The organism is Cecembia rubra, assembly GCF_003014575.1.
Lineage (GTDB): Bacteria > Bacteroidota > Bacteroidia > Cytophagales > Cyclobacteriaceae > Cecembia_A > Cecembia_A rubra.
Genome location: NZ_PYGF01000005.1, coordinates 24006 through 42361, shown reverse-complemented (window position 1 = coordinate 42361; position 18356 = coordinate 24006). Strand labels below are relative to the sequence as shown.

Genomic DNA, 18356 nt, shown 5'->3' with positions numbered 1-18356 from the left:
ATTACCAGCCGTTAATTCTTTGATAATTATTATCCCATCTGGACAGCACAACTCTTTGTTTGGTGTAGAACATCACTCCTTCGGTACCCTGCATGTGGAGGTCCCCATAGAACGAATCATTCCAACCTGCAAAAGGGAACAATGCCATTGGAGCTGGTACCCCCACGTTAATACCTACCATTCCACAGTTGATTTTAGAGGCAAATTCTCTGGCATATCTTCCGTTGGAAGTGTAGATTGTTGCCCCATTACCAAATGGAAGTTGGTTTAACCATGAAATAGCCTCATCCAGATTTTTTGGTGACAGGACCGAAAGAACTGGACCAAAGATCTCTTCCTCAAATAAATCTATTTCAGGACTAACCTGATCCAGTAATGTAGGCCCGACAAAAAAACCCTTTTCCGGTATACCTATCCTCCCATCTCTTAGAATTTCGACTCCCTTTTTTTCTGAGGCAGTGATTGTATCGGTAATTCTTTCTTTACTTCTCGCATCAATTACTGGCCCCATATCCACCTTCCTTCCCGAACCGGTATCTCCGATTACAAGGCTATCCATGACTTCAACCAATTTGGATTTAAGAGATCCGGCAATTCCTCCTATTCCAACTAGCAAGGATCCAGCCATACACCGCTGCCCAGCACAACCAAAAGCTGCACCTGAAATTGCGCGAATGGTGGATTCGGGGTCTGCGTCCGGCATGACCAACTGTACATTTTTTGCTCCTCCCCCTGCCTGGACTCTCTTACCTAAAGCTGAAGCAAGTCTATAAACATGCTTTGCAATGGCCGAAGAACCCACAAAGCTTATTGAGGCTATTCCTGGATGGGAGCACAGTGCATCTACCACTTCTTTTCCACCATGTACGATATTCAATACCCCAGGCGGAAGACCTGCCTCTAAGAAAAGCTCTGTAAGCCTGATTGCCGTAAAGGGAACTTTTTCACTGGGTTTGAGAATAAAAGCATTACCACAGGCAATGGCAATAGGAAACATCCACATAGGCACCATAGCCGGAAAATTAAAAGGTGAAATCCCCGCACAGACTCCAAGAGGTTCCCTGATGGTGATACCATCTATTTCGGGAGCTATATTAGAAAGACTTTCACCTTTGAGCAGGTGTGCAATCCCACAGGCAAACTCCACAACTTCATAACCTCTTCTAATGTCCCCCCTGGCCTCATCGATGGTCTTCCCGTTTTCAAGAGTGATCATTTCAGCAATAGACTCCATATGCAGTTCTATCAATGCTCTATATTTAAAAAGAATTTCTGCCCTTTTTGTCGGCGGCATTCTTGACCAATCAGCAAAAGCTTTCTTTGCGATTCCAACTGCATGATCCACATCCCCAGCTGTTCCTTCCGGTGTAAGCCCGATGATTTCGCCTGTTGATGGATTAAATACTGGATAATTGACGGAATTTTCCTTATATATTCTTTTCTCACCCATGATCATGGGTACTTTTGGAATTTCTTGTTTTTCTACTATCATTAGTTTGTTCTTGAATTTTGTTAATTATTTACCTGACTTAGGTATAAGATTGTTCAAACCGTTACCTCTATATGTTTCAAAATAAAAGATGGATCAATGTCAATGCCCAGACCCGGACCAGTGGGAACTTTGATTTTCCCCCCTGTGATTTTTAAGGGTGAACTAGGACATTCGAATGGAATATTACTCTTGGCTCCATGTGTCTCATGGTGCTCCCCTGCATTTGGAATTGCTGAGACAAAATGGATATCATACAGATAACCAAGTCCTCCGGCTGACATATGGGGCACGCAGCTTTTCCCCATTGCATGTGCCATTTTGGCAACTTTCATAGACCTGATAAAGCCCCCAAAATAAAAATTATCAGGCTGGACAATTTCAATTCCATCATTTGCCAATAGCCAGCGGAAATTGTAAAAACTGTAATCCTGTTCACCGTTGGCTATAGGAATATCCAAACTGTCGGCCACCGCTTTGATATCCTCAAAATGGTCAAACATTACCGGTTCCTCAAAGTATTTGTAATTATTCTCTTGAAGCATTTTCCCAACCTGGATTGCTTCTTTAGTAGAATAATATCCGTTAGCATCGGCATAAAGGGCCATCTTGTCCCCATAGATCTCCCTTACCTTGGGTATGAGTTTTTCAGTTTTTCCGATTGGCCCCTTATAATACAGTTCCTTTGTCCAGGCATGTTGATATCCGACCTTAATCTTAAGTGCATTGACATCATATTGAGAAACTGTATTTTGTATTAGTTCAAGATGTTCTTCCAATGGCTTTTCCCTGAACTCGGTGGCTATGTAAACTCCCACTTCAGGGTTATGGATTTCCCCAATTAGGTTTCCCAAGGATTTGCCAGCAATCTTACCCATCATGTCAAGAACTGCAAATTCAATGGTTGCAACAGGTATCCCTATTGAAATCCCATTATATCTAAAATTTAGGCTGTAGATATAGACCCTTTCTATAATATCATCAAGATCCCTAGCGTCTTTTCCTATAAAAAAAGGTTGTACTTTTCTTAAAAAAAGAGGATAAAGGTTTTTGAGTTCCGAATGGCCTACGGAAATCCCTTCTGCTCCTTCCGAAGAACGCACTTTACAAAGGAAGCTGTCTCCATAGTTTAATAAAGAAATGCTTTCAATGTGCACAGGTTCTGAAAAAAGTTCCCTTTTAAAAACAGGCTTTTGTAGTTCTTCATCAAGTATTTTATAATTCATGGATTTCTCCCCATCCAATATCCCATTTGAAAAATCCCTACAGGAAAGCATAGAGGATGAGCCTGTAGCAATAGTTCCAAGCACTACTTTTGATATAAATTCCCTTCTGTTGTTTTTCATCTGATATCTGTTCTATTTCTTGCTGCCTTCTTTCATGTCTGGATAGTTTCTGATCATACCATACCAAAAACATTGTAAAGGAAAATGATAAAAAAGACAGCTGAGGTTTTTATGACTGTCATGACTAAAATATCCCCATAGGACTGTTTGTGAGTTAGTCCGGTAACAACCAGAAGTGTGATAATAGCCCCATTGTGTGGAAGAGTGTCCATCCCCCCACTGGCCATTGAGGCAACCCGGTGAAGTACTTCCGCCGGAATGCACAGATCTGATGCCTGTTGAAGGTAAGATTCATTCATTGTGGCAAGTGCTATGCTCATTCCTCCTGAGGCGGAGCCTGTAATACCAGAAAGGACAGAAACAGTTACAGCTTCATTTACCAATAAATTATTAAAAGTATCAGAAATTAGGTCAGTGACAGCATGAAAACCCGGAAGAGCAGCAATTACGGCCCCGAAACCATATTCAGAGGCAGTGTTCAAAGTCGCCAGCATTGCACCACTGACCCCAAGGTTCAATTCAGTAGCAAAGTTTTTTCTAACATGGCTAAAGGCAAATGCAACAACGGTAAGGATTCCAAAAACCAAGCTGATCTGAACAGCCCAAATAGCGGTTACCTTTGAAATTTCTATTTCAGGCAAACCATTGAATCCCATATCTGAAAACCTATAAATAGTTCCATAATATTTAGGGACCATTTCTGTAAAAGCCTTGTTTAGCACTGCTACTACCACCAATGGGAGAATGGCCACTATTGGTTTAGGAAGAGACTCTCTGATTTCCTCATCTGGTTCATTGAAATGTCCCTCCCCATACCCCTCACCATTTACAGTTGCAGAATTTTTTCTCCATCCCAGATAGATCATGCCCAACAAAAAAATGAACAGCCCGCCTGACAGTCCCAGCCATGGCGCCGCCCAAGAATCGGTCTGAAAAAATGCTGTTGGAATAATATTCTGTATCTGAGGTGATCCTGGGAATGCATCCATGGTAAAAGTAAAAGCTCCTAGAGCAATGGTTGCGGGAAGTATCCTTTTTGGGATATCTGCGGCTTTAAAAAGTTCTGCACCAAAGGGGTAAACAGCAAATGCAACTACAAACAGAGAAACACCACCATAGGTCAAAACGGCACATACAGTAACAATGGCCAAAATGGCATTGTGTTTACCGAAAACTTTTAAGGTAAAGGAGGTAATGGATTTTGCAAACCCGGACATGGCGATGACTTTCCCGAATATTGCTCCCAGCAGAAAAACCGCAAAGTACAGTTTTATAAAGTCCACCATCCTTTCCATAAACACTCCTGAAAAGAAAGGCATAACAAGGTCTGGCGAATTCAGGAAAACCGCCATTAATGCTGCAACCGGAGCAAAAATTATCACACTGTACCCCTTGTATGCCACATAGATCAGAAAGACGAGAGAAAATAAAATTACAGCTATATCCATTGCAAGATTTTATTATGAAGTTAGTGTGGGCCAGGCGCTTTTCGGTATAATGATGTTATCCGAGAATTCCAATAAATACTTTCCATTTCAGGCAGTTTCCCCTTGGATACTATATCTCTTGACCCTTAGGGCAGCCTGTTCCTTATGGGCCATAAAGCCTTCTATTTCACACAATCTCATGGCATATTCTCCGATGAGGAGACTTGCTTCGGGGGTGCATTTCTGGTAGGTGCAGTTTTTGAGAAATTTCCCAACCCATAGCCCACCAGTATATTTAGCGGCCTTGTTGGTCGGAAGGGTGTGATTGGTGCCGATAACCTTATCACCATAAGCCACGTTTGTTTCCTTTCCCAAGAACAGAGCTCCGTAATTGGTCATATTTTCCAGAAAGTAATCCGGGTTTTTCGTCAGGACTTCAACGTGTTCATATGCAAGTCTGTCTGCTTGGTAAACTGCTTCTTTTTCATCTTTTACAAGGATTATCTGGCCATTATTCTCCCAAGCCGGACCTGCAATATCCGCTGTGGGAAGTTTCTGAAGCTGTTTTTTTATTTCAATTTCAGTTTCTAGTGCAAGTTCCTTGGAAGTGGTGATAAGCGCACCAGGGGAAGTGGGACCATGTTCGGCTTGTCCTAGGATATCGCAGGCGACCATTTCCGCATCTGCTGTTTCATCGGCGATTACCAGAACTTCAGTAGGTCCTGCAAAAAGATCAATGCCAACTTTTCCGAAAAGCTGCCTTTTAGCCTCTGCCACATATGCATTCCCGGGTCCAACAATCATGTCAACCGGCTCAATGGATTCAGTACCTATTGACATTGCAGCAATTGCTTGTACCCCACCAAGAATATAAATTTCATCAGCTCCTGCCAATGCCATGGCAACAATGGTTGCTTTTGGGATTTCACCTTTTATGGGTGGGGTAAAACCAATGACCCTTTTTACGCCGGCTACTTTGGCAGTAAGTATACTCATATGTGCTGAAGCCACCATCGGGTATCTACCTCCTGGAATGTAACATCCCACACTGTTCACCGGAATGTTCTTATGTCCTAGAATTACTCCTGGCAAGGTTTCCACTTCGATATCTTTAATGGAATCCTTTTGCAATTGTGCAAAATTTCGGATTTGTTCTTGGGCAAACTTTATGTCCCTGATTACTCCTGGATCTGTCTGGTTGAATATCTGTTTCAATTCCTGTTCGGTCAGTCTGAAGCTCTTGGGGCTCCAACTATCAAATTTTTCAGAATAGGACCTTACTGCCCTATCTCCATTTTCCTCAACATCTTTAATAATCTGGGCCACTACTTTGGTGACACCAAAATTCTCTTCCATAACCTGTGCTTCAGGTTTGCCTTTTTTTAACCAAATGGCCATAATTTTTCTTGTTTTGATTGAATTGATTTTTTTGAATTACACGGTAGAAAAATGGATTGAAAAATAATCTTCCAACTTATCCAATTCCACATGAATACTGTCCCCCAAAAATTTGACACTGCAGTTACCCTGGCTTTTTAAAATCTTAAAACTTTTGGGGCTTTCACCAGGAATTTTGGCGCTTACCAAGATATTATTAACTGGAATTAGTTTCCGGATAGGGCGGACCGGCCCAGAAGTAGTGTTGACTAGAGAAAGAACATATTGTCCCTTTTCGATGAGGGAAGCGGTCAGTCCGAGATTGACACTTGGCGGGGCATTTGTCTCTACTGGGACATGATCTTCAAGAAGGTATCTAAATGCCCTTGCCAATAAGTTTCTTGGATCGGCATGTCCTATTTCATGGCTTAGCAGATCAGGTTGGTTTGCAAAATAGATAACCTTCCCTTTACCAAAGGTATTTTCCACAATTGTGGGATATTCAGTGGAAAATGAATTTACCCATGATTTGTCAGGAGGCTGGTTCTGTATGGTAGGCACCCAGGTACATATTACTTTTGTACTGGGGTAAGGTTTACAGAGTGCCGTATAGGCGGCATTAAAAAGTAGTTCAGTTTCACGGCTGTCCTCTGCCACCAATGGATGTGATTTATCAAGTATATATTGATAATTATCACTTTTTGTATTTTCTCTTATTCCCGAATAACCTACACCGAAAAGTTCATGAAGTCGGTAGTTGCCCAAAGGATTGCCTTTTTCATCATATAGGCCGGTTGCATATGTAGCTACCAAATTTCCACCGTTATTTACATAATTTTTAAGTATTTCAGATTCTTTAAGGGAAAGGCATTTAACATTTGGTAAAATTATAAGTCTGTATTTTTGAAGTTTTGCTGCATCCAGATAATCATCTATGATAAAATCATGCGGGATATGCTCTTCTACAAGGACAGTTTCAGTACCCCTTATTTCATTTCCAAACAGCGCTTCATCTTCAGATTTTCTCCTGTAAGATTCCCTTGTGGAATTAGAATAATAAATGCCTACATTACAGAAAGGGATTTGCTGTTCAAGGATTTTTTCATGTTCCCTGACAAACATATAGGTATCTTTTTCATTGAATGCATTTCTGTTATCATGTGTGAGTGTAGGGACATTTGTAAAATAACAGTTCCAGAATCTGCCGCCTACCGAAAGCATCTGCCAAAGCCAAATCTTCAAGTCGATTGAGGGATCGGAAACCAGCCGGTGGGAAGTTCCGTTGCTACCATACATGACCACCGCTTCCTTTTCAGGATGCATTGATTTTAGGAATTTTATGATAGTAGTCCCATAATTCAGGTCAAAATAATATTTATCCGAACCATGACCTGTCAAAAATGCTACGCTGACTAAAATATCAAAATGACGTCTGGCATTATCGAACCCCAGGCCCCAGTCCAGTTGCTGCCCCACATCATAAATACTAAAAATCTCAGCGGTGTATACCTTGTCTTCGCCAAACGATTTTACTGTCTTTTTAATGTTTTCCATACACCTGTCTGCCTCTCTTCTTTTCCAGACCATGTATTCTTCTATTTCCTCAGTTGAAACAGTTCTTCTCTCAGGAAGAGCTTTACCAGCAAAATCAAGAAAGGACTCCCTGCAAGCATTACAGTAACAGATACCGTTAAACCCTGGAGAATTATGCCAAATTCCATCCACCCTGTAATTCTTCAGGACATAAGCCACGAATTCATTTGCGTATTGGTTCCGGTGCTCTCCTAGGTAACATGAAGAATAAAGTTCAGGCTTGGTATATGTGAGCTTGACAGGCTTCCCATCGGGATCTTTCATAAACCAATTCGGAAATTTATTGTAAACATGCTCTTCTACTCCCCTGAAGTCAATTCTGGCGATAACCCTTATGTTTTCCTTTTGGCAGGCCTCTGTAATTTCCCGCAACACATCTCTTTCTCCCATTTCTTTATTGATGTTTCCACCAGGCAAAGGGTTCTGAAAAAAATCCACTATTCCTCCTGCATTGACGCAGAGTGTATTATAACCACCATTTTTTAGGTAGTCCACCACCTTGGAAGCATCATAGTTCCTTGCATCAATTTCCCTGAGCACGGTATGCATGATCCTAACAGGTTTCTGGTACCAGTGAAGGGGCAAAAGTGGATTTTGCTTTTGGTCAATAATGTTTGCAGAGGCAAACGCCGGAGTAAGCAAAAAACCTCCTGTGACCAAACTGCCTGTCTGCAAAAAGTTTCTTCTTGAGATCATGATTCCGTTAGCTTTAGTTCCGTTTCCTAAATCGGGGATTATTTTATTTTTCATTTATCGGAATTTATAATTGAATCTTTGGCTATCTGAATATCTCTTACTACCTGTGGCCTGAGTTGTTCCCAGGAAAATTCTTTGAATTCTTCACCGTAACGCTGGGTGCTAACATGGGGCGTGGGGTAATACCTTCCACTGGTGTATCTGATTACCATGTCCCAGTGGTCTAGGCATTTCTCAAGGAGCTCAACTGCTTTTTCCTTTTTGGATTCATCCCCAGTATTTCGGAAATCCTGAAGGGCAACTCCAGCCCTGAGTTTATCAGCAAAATAAAGCCCGAGGTAGCTCCAAGTGGCTATATCATCGAGTTCTGAAACCAGAGCTCCGCTAAAGGATGAAGTCTTATTATAAAGCGTTCCGATGAGTTCAAGGGATTTCCTACTGTCCGATTCGGAGAGTTCTGCCAGTTTTAATGGTGAAATCTTTTGTGGTCCGAGCTTTTCACCCATTCCAACCATCTTGGAATAGTCAGCTATGGAAACCATGTCTGGATCCAATGTTTCATGGTTGATCAGCTGGTCCACGGAAATGAAGGGGGATGACCTGTCAAACCACTTGGTCCTTGAAGATGGTTCTGCTTCAATAAATCCTTCCGAATAAAGGGTATAATCCCAGGTTGACCTATAAAATGATGCAAGTCTTAAAGGCATGTTCCCTGAAAGTTTATATGCTTCAAAAAGCGGCTCTCCCTTTCCTTTCCCGAATCTCCTTTCAATTTGGTCAATAAAGTAGCTGTCAGGTGTATCAGGCCTGTAGAGTAATCTTCCCCAGGTTTTGTAAAACATCCATTGTTTTTCAAAAGCATACTGCCAAGTTTTTACCGGGGAAAGTTTATGGGAATAATCCATCGCCGGAATAAAACCTTCTGAACCTATAAAATAACCGTTTACATATTCTTTGGTGTTTTCAGAAATATGTTCCCTTATAAAATCCGGCTGTCCCCAACGGAGGATAAAAAAATCCTCATTCCTGACCATCCATTGTATCCGGTAATTGTGGGGTATAGGATTCCAGAATCTCTCGTCGAGTTCACCGGAATGATAGTCATGTGTGATAGCCAACTTTGGTGTGGAATGTCCGTGTGACCAGTTGAATTTGATCTCCACCAGGGCAGGATCTTTCAGGTCGGCCCTGTCAATTAGGTTCCTCATGGCCACAGGGTCACCTGCAAGCACTGATCTGTGGATAAATTTCACGGGTCTTTTTGCGGCTTTCATTCCGGCAACAAAAGTTTCCTCAATCCATTCTTCACGTTTTTGGGGAGTCATTTCCATTTCCCCGAAATTCCCCATCCAATCGGCAAGGGTAACGCCGATTCCGGTAAGGTCATCATATTCATTGATAAGCTGGGTTACAGACTCTTTAGTATATTTTTTTACGGTCTCTGACAAATCATTGTATTCCCTTACTCCATATGCTTCGGCAAACTCCGGGGAAACAACAATGTTCCAGTTGACAATAAAAGTCTGTATGCCCCTGATTTTTGCCATCCTAAATAGGGTTTTCCAAAAGTTTTTCCATTCTTCCATTTCCACATCATTAAAAGGACTTGCCTGGGGAAAGTTTTCAGAGCTGATCATATAAGGAAATGGATGGTTATTCCACAGGGAAAGGACATTGAGCCTGTTTTCAACCATCATATCAAGGAATCTTTCCCAAAATGAAATATCCCGGCTGATATGAGTGTGTACTTCTGTAGCCGCACTCGATCTGTAAGGCGACCAGGGCAGATTGAATTTTACAATCCTATATTCAAATGCAGGGTTGACAAGTCTAGCCTCATATTCATTAATATCTCTTTTGGAGAGAAGATGTTCACCGATATCGAGCAGACCATAAACTGCCCCATTCTGGTCGATTGACAGAACAAATATTGATCTGCCCCCTTTTATTTTTTTAATTTTGAAACCTTCAGGACCAATGTTTTCAAAATCTGTATCCTCAATAATGTCATCAAAAAATAAAGAATAATCCCCTTTGACTACTACGGTGATATTGGGAATTTCCATTACCTGACTAAGGTCGGATAACCTAAGTTGAATACCGTCGTAATAAAGTTCTTTTTTAAGTTCTCCTGCAGCAAAGGAAATCTGCTCATTTTGGGTATTGAAGGCAACAGAAATGAGCTCCCTTCCAATTCCTGTACTAATATTTCCCAAGAGCAGAAATATGACCAAATAAAATTTTTTCATAAACTATAGAATAGAATAATTGAGACTACAAAATCCATTGTCAAGAAGTAGTGAAATGGCAATTCAATAAGACATCACTTAAGTATTCTTAAGATATAGAATTTTGAATTTTTACATTACTTATCTATAAGAGCATAAAAAACACTCAGATGACCCCATTATATTTTAAAAAATGTATAAGTTACTTAATATTTAATATGTATATCCGCAATGATACCAGTAATCTTTTTAATTGCGGTTTATAACCATACCGATAATTATTCTATGTTAAATTTCTATCAAGAAATGTTTTTTTCTCTCTTATTTACTTTTTTTAATTTTTGTCAGGCAAAGGGGAACCAGGCTCTGCTGTAGAGCAACCTGTTAGGAATAGTCTGTCAAACTGGAATGATCGGGGAGCGGGATCCAACCGGGTAAACATTTTTGAAAATTGCACCTGGAAAATTTCTCTTAAGGTAATCTAATCTCCCAGAACCTAGCTATCGGATTTCTAAACAAAGGTTTTGTGCTCTAGAAATTCTGACTTTACTGCTATCGTCAAATACTTTTTGTGAACTTCGATTCCCACATAAATTTCTTGACCGCCGAAATCTTTTTTTTGTATTTTGTGTAGTTTCATTAGCAATGAGAGATTTATTAAATTTTGTTTGATACTTATAATTTACATTTCTCTCTTAGCTTTTTTTAAACATGCAAACCTGATATTGGATTCACCTCTGCGGTGGAGTTATTATGGATATTGATTCTAGGTTCCCTGAATGTTCTATGTAATTCAGTTAGTGCTATGATTGCAGATAATCATAATATTTAATATTAAAAGTTTAAATTCAATTGATTCGATAAATCTGCTTTCTAAATTGACTTAGAAAAAAAACAGCAAAACAACTAAATAAATTGTTTTACATCTTATAATAACTAAAACAAGAAGGAGTGTTAGATTGAACTTTGTAAAATATTAAGCCCTTTCTTAAACATTTCTTTATGATTTACACAAACATGAAGGAATAAAATTTAAGTTAAAGCTTAAAAAAAGATTAGGAGTGAATTCAATCCAAAAATCACTTGAAATTTCTATTTCATTACAAAGTCCGCTTATACTTGCCCCAAAAGTATCCCGGAAAGATCAGTGCTTTTAATTTCCAGTCATTTTTTTCCTTCAAACTCAGATTTGGATTGCCATGTACTGCTTTGTACATTTTTCCCGCCATCAGGGTATGGGCGATCAAAAGAAGGAAAACAATGGCATAAATGATCAACTCAGTCATATTTTTTGCATGGCTAATGCAGCCCAATTATCTTTTACTTTTTTCCCAATTAAAACCAATCCATGGCTATTGGCTTCTTTTTCAATATCGGGAATATCATGTTCATAAAACCCGCTCAACAAAAGGTAGCCCTGTTCCTTAATCAATCCGCTGTACACCTCCATTTCATCCAGTAAAACGTTCTTGTTGATATTGGCAAGGACAATATCAAATTTGCCCTGTGGATTTACTTCCCGCACAGTTCCTCTTCCCATTCGGACAGCGGCCATTCCGTTCAGGTCAAAGTTTTCATTTCCGTTTTGGACACACCACTCGTCAATATCAAATGCCTCTACTAAAGCAGCACCTAATTGATGTGCCATTATTGCTAAAATACCTGTTCCTGCTCCAATATCCAAAACCCGCTTACCTTGGTGGTCAAGGTTCAACTGATGAGAAATCATCAAATAGGTAGTTGCATGATGGCCAGTGCCAAAAGACATTTTAGGGTTGATGACAATTTCAAATGGAAACTCTGGTTTGGTGGGGTGAAATGATGCTCTGACATATACCTGATCCCCTACAGTGATGGGATCATAGTTTTTCTCCCACTCCTCATTCCAATTGACCTTGGGCATTACCCCCTCTTGAACTGAAATTTTGGCTGCTTCCTTATATTTATCGATAATTTCCATAAATGCCTCCCTCTGGAAAACATCTTCCTGGATGTAAGCATCCAAACCTTCATCCGTTTCCAAAAAGGAATCAAATCCAATTTCAGACAGCTCTGCTATCAATATTTCTCTGTAGGCTTCGGTACAGGTAATCTTAAATTCAAGGTATTGCATCTAATTGAGGGGTAGCATTTGAGAAGTGGCCATGGCATAAACAAGCGCAAAAAATCAACCGGAAGCATAATGCTTCCGGTTGATTTTTTTAAAAGGATTTAACGATCTCCACAAAGTCCCTTGATTTCAAGGAAGCTCCTCCGATCAATCCCCCGTCCACATCAGGTTTGGAGAATATTTCTTTAGCATTGGACGGATTACAGCTACCTCCGTAGAGGATTGAAATTCCTTCTGCAATATTGCTTCCATATTTTGAAGCAAGGTGATTTCTTAAAGCAGCATGCATATCCTGAGCTTGATCAGAGCTTGCAGTTCTTCCTGTACCAATGGCCCAAATGGGCTCATATGCAATAACAATTTTGGAAATTTCATCGGAAGAAAATCCAAAAAGACTTTCTGTCAGCTGTTCCTTCACGTATGTTTCATGCGTGCCAGATTCCCTAATTTCCAAGGGTTCACCACAACAAAAGATTGGGGTCAGACCATTATCAAGCGCTTGTCTGGTTTTGGCAGTTAGCAGTTCGTTGGATTCTTTGAAATATTCCCTTCTCTCGCTATGTCCCAAAATGACAAACTTGGCACCAAAGGAAGCCAGCATTCCGGCAGAAACTTCCCCTGTATAAGCGCCTGATGCCTTATCGGAACAATTTTGTGATCCGAGGAAAAGATTGGGGGCATCCCCTATCAGTTTTTTCACAGGATAGAGATGCACAAAAGGAGGATTAAGTACTACAGTCACATCCTTTACATGCTCATCCTTGAGCATATTAACAATTTCAGAAGTAAGCTTTTGGCCTTCATCGAAATTTAGGTTCATTTTCCAGTTACCAGCTACAATTTTACTACGCATGATGTTTAATGGTTTGAAGATTGAATTTGAAAAAAATAACCCGAAGGATTACTTTGGGGTCAAAAATACACAAAATGTCCTACCCACGAAAAGAATATGGCAACCAAGGACCCAAAAAGCAATGGTCTCTACAAGAAGCCAAAGTGAAAGTTGCAGCCTATTGTGCTTATCAGGAGCGTTGTCAGGAAGAAGTAAGGACAAAATTGGCTGAAAGGGGGATCTTCGGAACAGAGGCTGAAGATTTGATCGCTACAATGATTTCAGAAGGCTTCATTAATGAAGAAAGGTATGCACAGGCCTTTGTGAGAGGCAAATATCGTTTGAAAAAATGGGGGCGAAATAAAATCATCAATGAACTGAAATCAAGAAAAATCAGCCCCAACTGCATCAAATCAGGATTAAAGGAAATTGACGGAGAAGAATATTGGGGCATCCTAATTCATGTCGCTGAAAAAAAATGGCAATCTCTAAAAGAAACTGATGGAATGAAAAAGAAATTCAAAACCCATCAATATCTAATGGGAAGGGGGTTTGAACCTGATTTGATCCAAATGGCAATTGAAGAGATCATTTTGGCTTAAAATCTTTAAAAAATGAACCGAAACGACTAATTTGCAAAAGTTTTCGTATCCTAATGATTCAAAAATTATTCCCACTTGACAAAAACTATATCCTTAGACAGGCGCAAACTGTCATGGAAGAGGATATGCTGGATTTGATGGTTTTTGAATTGAAAAAATCCTACACCCAGCTCTACAATCCTTTGATGTTGATGGATACCACCTTTTCTAGGATATTGGACACTTTTGAATATCCTAAAGAAAATTTAAGGGTTATTTACAGGCAACTCTGTGGAGTATACCGGTACCAAAATGGAGATAATCAGCTTGAACTGCTTTTTGATGGAAGAAGCCATTTTGAAAAATTCAAAGAGGATTGGCACTCCCAATTGACAAGATGGCTGAGAGAATTGGGCAAGCAAGAGATTTATGTTAAAAACATGCTGCGATTAAGTATACTTTTTGATAACGAAAGCCGAGCTGAGTGGTCAGAAAATCAGTGCAAAGCATTTCTTAACAATTACTTTGACCTCAAAATTGTAAAGAGAAAAGGTGAGCTCAAATTATTGAAAAGAGCTTAATTACAGAAAAGTTTATACCAAGATTGGAAATTGCGACAAATCATCTTCCTGTAGAACGTTGATTTCATACAGGAAATCCGCATGTAATTCAGTGTTGAAAATTAAATTTTGTCTGGAATTTCGAAAAAATTAACTGGCTTAAAACAATAAAGCCCCGCTGTCATACGAGGCTTTAAGTACCAGGAGCGGGAATCGAACCCGCACGGCCTAAGCGGCCACAAGATTTTAAGTCTTGCGTGTCTACCAGTTCCACCATCCCGGCTTACTCTATCGCTAGAGCTTAAATATTAACAAAAACAAGAAAGCCCTTTTTTGAAAGGGCCTTTTTTGAGCGAGAGACGAGATTCGAACTCGCGACCCCAACCTTGGCAAGGTTGTGCTCTACCAACTGAGCTACTCTCGCTTATTGCAGTAAAATCACTTTGACCTTATATCTCCGTGTTTTGTGTGTGCAAAGGTAAATCAGTTTTCTAAATTTGCAAAAGGCTATAGAATTTTTTTTGGCTTTTTTAAAGCATGAATTCTGCTCAATTATGAGAATCAGCCACTTAATTTATCCCATAAGAAATAAGGGTTTTAATCACTTCAGCCACATTTTTGGCATTGAGCTTTTTCATAATACTTTTTCTATGGGTGAATACCGTATTTCTGGAAATAAATAATTTCTCAGCTATCTCTTGAGAATCCATACCTTTGACCAGGTAAGAACCAATTTCAATTTCTTTTTTAGTCAAAGGAATATCCTGTTTGACATCATTCTTTTTGAAAAGGACCTTTTCTCCGTTATCCTTCGTGTAAGAAAAACTCCAATCATAACCTGTCAAATGCTCATGGTTATTGATTTGGAAGGCTATATGCAGGTCATAAACAAAATTTCCTTCCTGGTCCACCAGATAAGGCTTGGCTTTGGTAAAAAACCAAATCTCATGCCCATCATCTTTATGTAGCCATCTTACAGTATAAGATAGCTCAAATGTCTTTTTTTCAGAAAGACTGGCCTGATTGAAAGTTTCCAAAACCTTATTATTAAAAGCGACATGCTCTTGGGCATCTTCTGGATGGAGTGCTGAGATGACTCCTGCAATTCCGTTTTTCTTTAAAAACTCAACTGAATAACCGCTTATTTGCTCGATGTTTTCTGTGAAAAAGGCAAGGCTCAAATCCCTGTAATCAAAACATCCCATTACAATGCCTTCCTTTAAAGCCAAATTCTGGCTAAATCTTCTCAGGTCTTCTAAAATATCCCTTTCCTCAGGATAGTAAGTTGGAGACTTTTTTTTCCAATAAGAAAAAAAATCAGATAGCTTATTTTGTTTTTTAAGCTCCTCTAACAGACTGATTTCCATAAGTTTTGTTTAAGTTTTATTTGGGCTGTACTTTTCGGTCTAAATCAACGTTGATTTCAAAAGTCAAGTTTCTTTTTTATCTCATTTAATTTGATCAATGCTTCAATCGGTGATATGGCATTGATGTCAATTTGTGCAATCATATCCTGTACTTCTTTGTATTTCGGGTCTATATCGAAAAGGCTCAACTGATAGTTGTTTTTAGGCATTTCCTTCAAAGAATTTTTTGAAGCTTTCATGGCTTTGTCTTTTTCCAAATGTACCATAATCTCTGCCGCCCTTAGTACAACAGGATTGGGCATGCCTGCCATTTGGGCAACATGGATACCAAAACTGTGTTCACTTCCTCCTTCCTTCAGTTTTCGCATAAAAATCACCTTATTACCAACCTCTTTTACAGAAACGTTGAAATTTTTGATTTTCGGAAAATCTTCTGCCAACTGGTTGAGTTCATGGTAATGGGTAGCAAACAATGTTTTTGCCCGGGTCTTCGGGTGGTTGTGCAGGAATTCCACAATTGACCAAGCTATGCTTATTCCATCATAGGTGGATGTTCCCCGACCGATTTCGTCCATCAGAACCAAACTTCTATCAGAAAGATTATTCAGGATGCTGGCCGTCTCTGTCATTTCAACCATAAAAGTAGATTCACCTTTTGATAAATTATCAGACGCGCCGACTCTTGTAAACACCTTATCTATAATACCAATACGTGCATAGGATGCAGGTACAAAACTTCCCATTTGAGCCATGAGCACGATCAGGGCAGTCTGCCTTAAAAGTGCAGATTTACCAGCCATATTGGGGCCTGTAATGATTATAATCTGCTGACTTTCATTGTCCAGATAGATGTCATTCGGCACATAAGCCTCCCCTACGGGTAGTTGCTTCTCAATGACCGGATGCCTTCCATCCTTGATTTCCAGAGCATCTGTATCAGAAATTTTTGGTTTACTGTATTTGTTGGTTTTTGCTACATTGGCAAAAGACAACAGACAATCCAAGGTGGCCAAGATCCGGGCATTTTGCTGGATTTGAATTACATAGTCTGAAGCATCTTGTACCAATGCCTGAAAGTAACGTTGCTCAATGGCAATCATACGCTCCTCAGCATTCAGGATCTTTTCTTCATATTCTTTGAGCTCAGGGGTAATGTACCTCTCTGCATTGACCAATGTCTGTTTCCTGATCCATTCCTCAGGCACCTTGTCCTTATGGGCATTGGTCACTTCCAGATAATAGCCAAAGACTTTGTTAAAGGCTACTTTGAGCGAACTGATACCTGTCCTTTGCAATTCTCTCTGCTGTAAAGCCAATAGGTAATCTTTTCCGGTATTGGCCAGGCCCCTGTATTCATCCAGTTCCGAATCCACCCCATCTTTGATTATACCTCCCTGATGCACCAGCATAGGAGCATCCTCCTGAAGTTCTTTTTCGATTTTCTCCAAAAGGAATTCACATGAATTGATCTGATCTGCTAGTTTTCTGAGTGATTCGCTTTCGGATGCGCGCAACAGGTCCCTGATAGGTAGGGTATTTTTCAACGCTTTTTTCAGTTGATTCATTTCCCTTGGATTGATTCTCCCTACTGCCACCTTTGAAATCAGCCTTTCCAAATCACCAATATGTCTAAGATGAGAAAGGATTTCTTCTCCCAATGGGTTGTTTTCAAAGAAAAACTCGACAACCTTCAGTCTTTCCTCAATTAATTCCTTCTCTTTAAGGGGAAGCACCATCCATTTCTTCATCATTCTGGATCCCATTGGGGTAACGGTCTGATCCAGAATATTGATCAAAGGAACTCCCCCATCTTGCTGGGGATAGACAAGCTCCAGGTTTCTGATAGTGAATTTGTCCAGCCAGACAAATTTTTCCTCGGCAATCCTAGAAATGGAAGCTATATGCTTAACTTCTTTATGTTCCGTTTCTTCCAAATAAAACAAGACTGCACCTGCTGCCACGATGCCCAATTCCAGATTGTCTATACCAAAACCTTTCAGGTTGGCAGTGGCAAAGTGCCCGGTCAACTTTTCATAGGCGTAATCAAATTGATACACCCAATCTTCACAATGAAAAGTGGAAAACTGCTCTTTGAGCATTTCCTGGGCTCTCTGTCTGTATGCTTTGGAATAAATGACTTCGGAGGGGCTAAAGCTTTGTAATAACTTTTCAATGTACTGTTGACTGCCTTCCGCACTCATAAATTCTCCGGTCGATAGATCCAAAAATGCAATTCCAAGGTTTTCTTTCCCAAAGTGAATGGAGGCAAGGTAATTGTTCTTCCGCTTATCAAGTACATTATCATTGAATGAAAGACCCGGAGTCACCAATTCAGTTACACCCCTTTTGACAATACCTTTTACCTCTTTGGGATCTTCCAATTGATCACAGATAGCTACCCTGTTACCGGCACGTACTAATTTTGGAAGATAACTGTCCAAAGAATGATGGGGAAATCCCGCTAATTCAATATGGGATGCTGCCCCATTAGCCCTTTTGGTAAGAACAATATCGAGGACTTTACTGGCTACAATGGCATCTTCTCCAAAAGTCTCATAAAAATCCCCCACTCTAAACAAAAGCAAGGCCCCAGGATGTTTTGCTTTAATAGCATTATATTGTTTCATTAATGGGGTTTCCTTGACTTCCTTTTCCTTCTCTTTGGCCATATCGTCCCTGAATTAAATCTTTGTGCTAATTTTGGAATAAATTCAAAACCTGAAATTAAGAGATATCAAAGGGTAAACAAA

The 18356-nt window shown here is 39.9% G+C and carries 13 protein-coding genes and 2 tRNA genes; 2 read left to right on the top strand and 13 right to left on the bottom strand.

Annotated elements, in window-relative coordinates:
• Window position 1 precedes the first annotated feature (1 nt).
• From CLV48_RS10365 to tpiA, 9 genes are all read right to left on the bottom strand, one after another.
• Complete coding sequence (locus tag CLV48_RS10365) at window positions 2–1492, bottom strand: CoA-acylating methylmalonate-semialdehyde dehydrogenase (RefSeq protein ID WP_106567215.1); 1491 nt, start codon at window positions 1490–1492, stop codon at window positions 2–4.
• A 53-nt stretch (window positions 1493–1545) separates the two neighbouring features.
• Window positions 1546–2835 carry a mandelate racemase/muconate lactonizing enzyme family protein gene (locus tag CLV48_RS10360; protein ID WP_106567214.1) on the bottom strand — a complete coding sequence of 430 codons (1290 nt, stop codon included), beginning with the start codon at window positions 2833–2835 and terminating at the stop codon, window positions 1546–1548.
• Window positions 2836–2888: 53 nt separating this feature from the next.
• Entirely contained in the window at window positions 2889–4283 is a 1395-nt protein-coding gene (locus CLV48_RS10355) for a GntP family permease (protein WP_106567213.1), read from the bottom strand.
• Between the two features lie 87 nt (window positions 4284–4370).
• Entirely contained in the window at window positions 4371–5660 is a 1290-nt protein-coding gene (hisD, locus tag CLV48_RS10350) for a histidinol dehydrogenase (RefSeq protein WP_106567212.1), read from the bottom strand.
• Window positions 5661–5696: 36 nt separating this feature from the next.
• Window positions 5697–7982 carry an alpha-amylase family protein gene (locus tag CLV48_RS10345; RefSeq protein ID WP_106567211.1) on the bottom strand — a complete coding sequence of 762 codons (2286 nt, stop codon included), beginning with the start codon at window positions 7980–7982 and terminating at the stop codon, window positions 5697–5699.
• Window positions 7979–10177 carry a hypothetical protein gene (locus CLV48_RS10340; protein ID WP_106567210.1) on the bottom strand — a complete coding sequence of 733 codons (2199 nt, stop codon included), beginning with the start codon at window positions 10175–10177 and terminating at the stop codon, window positions 7979–7981. Before CLV48_RS10340 ends, CLV48_RS10345 begins: the two co-directional genes overlap by 4 nt.
• 1079 nt (window positions 10178–11256) lie before the next feature.
• Complete coding sequence (locus tag CLV48_RS10335) at window positions 11257–11442, bottom strand: hypothetical protein (RefSeq protein ID WP_106567209.1); 186 nt, start codon at window positions 11440–11442, stop codon at window positions 11257–11259.
• Entirely contained in the window at window positions 11439–12269 is an 831-nt protein-coding gene (gene prmA, locus CLV48_RS10330) for a 50S ribosomal protein L11 methyltransferase (RefSeq protein WP_106567208.1), read from the bottom strand. Before prmA ends, CLV48_RS10335 begins: the two co-directional genes overlap by 4 nt.
• Before the next feature lie 88 nt (window positions 12270–12357).
• Window positions 12358–13119 carry a triose-phosphate isomerase gene (gene tpiA / locus CLV48_RS10325; protein ID WP_106567207.1) on the bottom strand — a complete coding sequence of 254 codons (762 nt, stop codon included), beginning with the start codon at window positions 13117–13119 and terminating at the stop codon, window positions 12358–12360.
• A gap of 74 nt (window positions 13120–13193) precedes the next feature.
• On the opposite strand from tpiA, the gene CLV48_RS10320 reads away from it, so the two are divergent.
• The gene (locus CLV48_RS10320) at window positions 13194–13700 is read left to right on the top strand and encodes a regulatory protein RecX (protein WP_106567206.1); all 507 of its coding nucleotides are present in this window, start codon (window positions 13194–13196) and stop codon (window positions 13698–13700) included.
• 53 nt (window positions 13701–13753) lie between these two features.
• A complete protein-coding gene (locus CLV48_RS10315; RefSeq protein ID WP_106567205.1) occupies window positions 13754–14260 on the top strand; it encodes a hypothetical protein in 507 nt (168 codons plus the stop codon).
• Between the two features lie 177 nt (window positions 14261–14437).
• Here the strand turns inward: CLV48_RS10315 and CLV48_RS10310 are convergent.
• The 4 genes from CLV48_RS10310 to mutS form a co-directional block, all read right to left on the bottom strand.
• Window positions 14438–14522 (bottom strand) — tRNA-Leu (locus CLV48_RS10310).
• 68 nt (window positions 14523–14590) lie between these two features.
• Window positions 14591–14663 (bottom strand) — tRNA-Gly (locus CLV48_RS10305).
• A 145-nt stretch (window positions 14664–14808) separates the two neighbouring features.
• Window positions 14809–15606 carry a helix-turn-helix transcriptional regulator gene (locus CLV48_RS10300; protein WP_106567204.1) on the bottom strand — a complete coding sequence of 266 codons (798 nt, stop codon included), beginning with the start codon at window positions 15604–15606 and terminating at the stop codon, window positions 14809–14811.
• 56 nt (window positions 15607–15662) lie between these two features.
• On the bottom strand, window positions 15663–18275 hold the full coding sequence (gene mutS, locus CLV48_RS10295; protein ID WP_106567203.1) for a DNA mismatch repair protein MutS: 2613 nt from the start codon (window positions 18273–18275) through the stop codon (window positions 15663–15665).
• Between the last annotated feature and the right edge of the window lie 81 nt (window positions 18276–18356).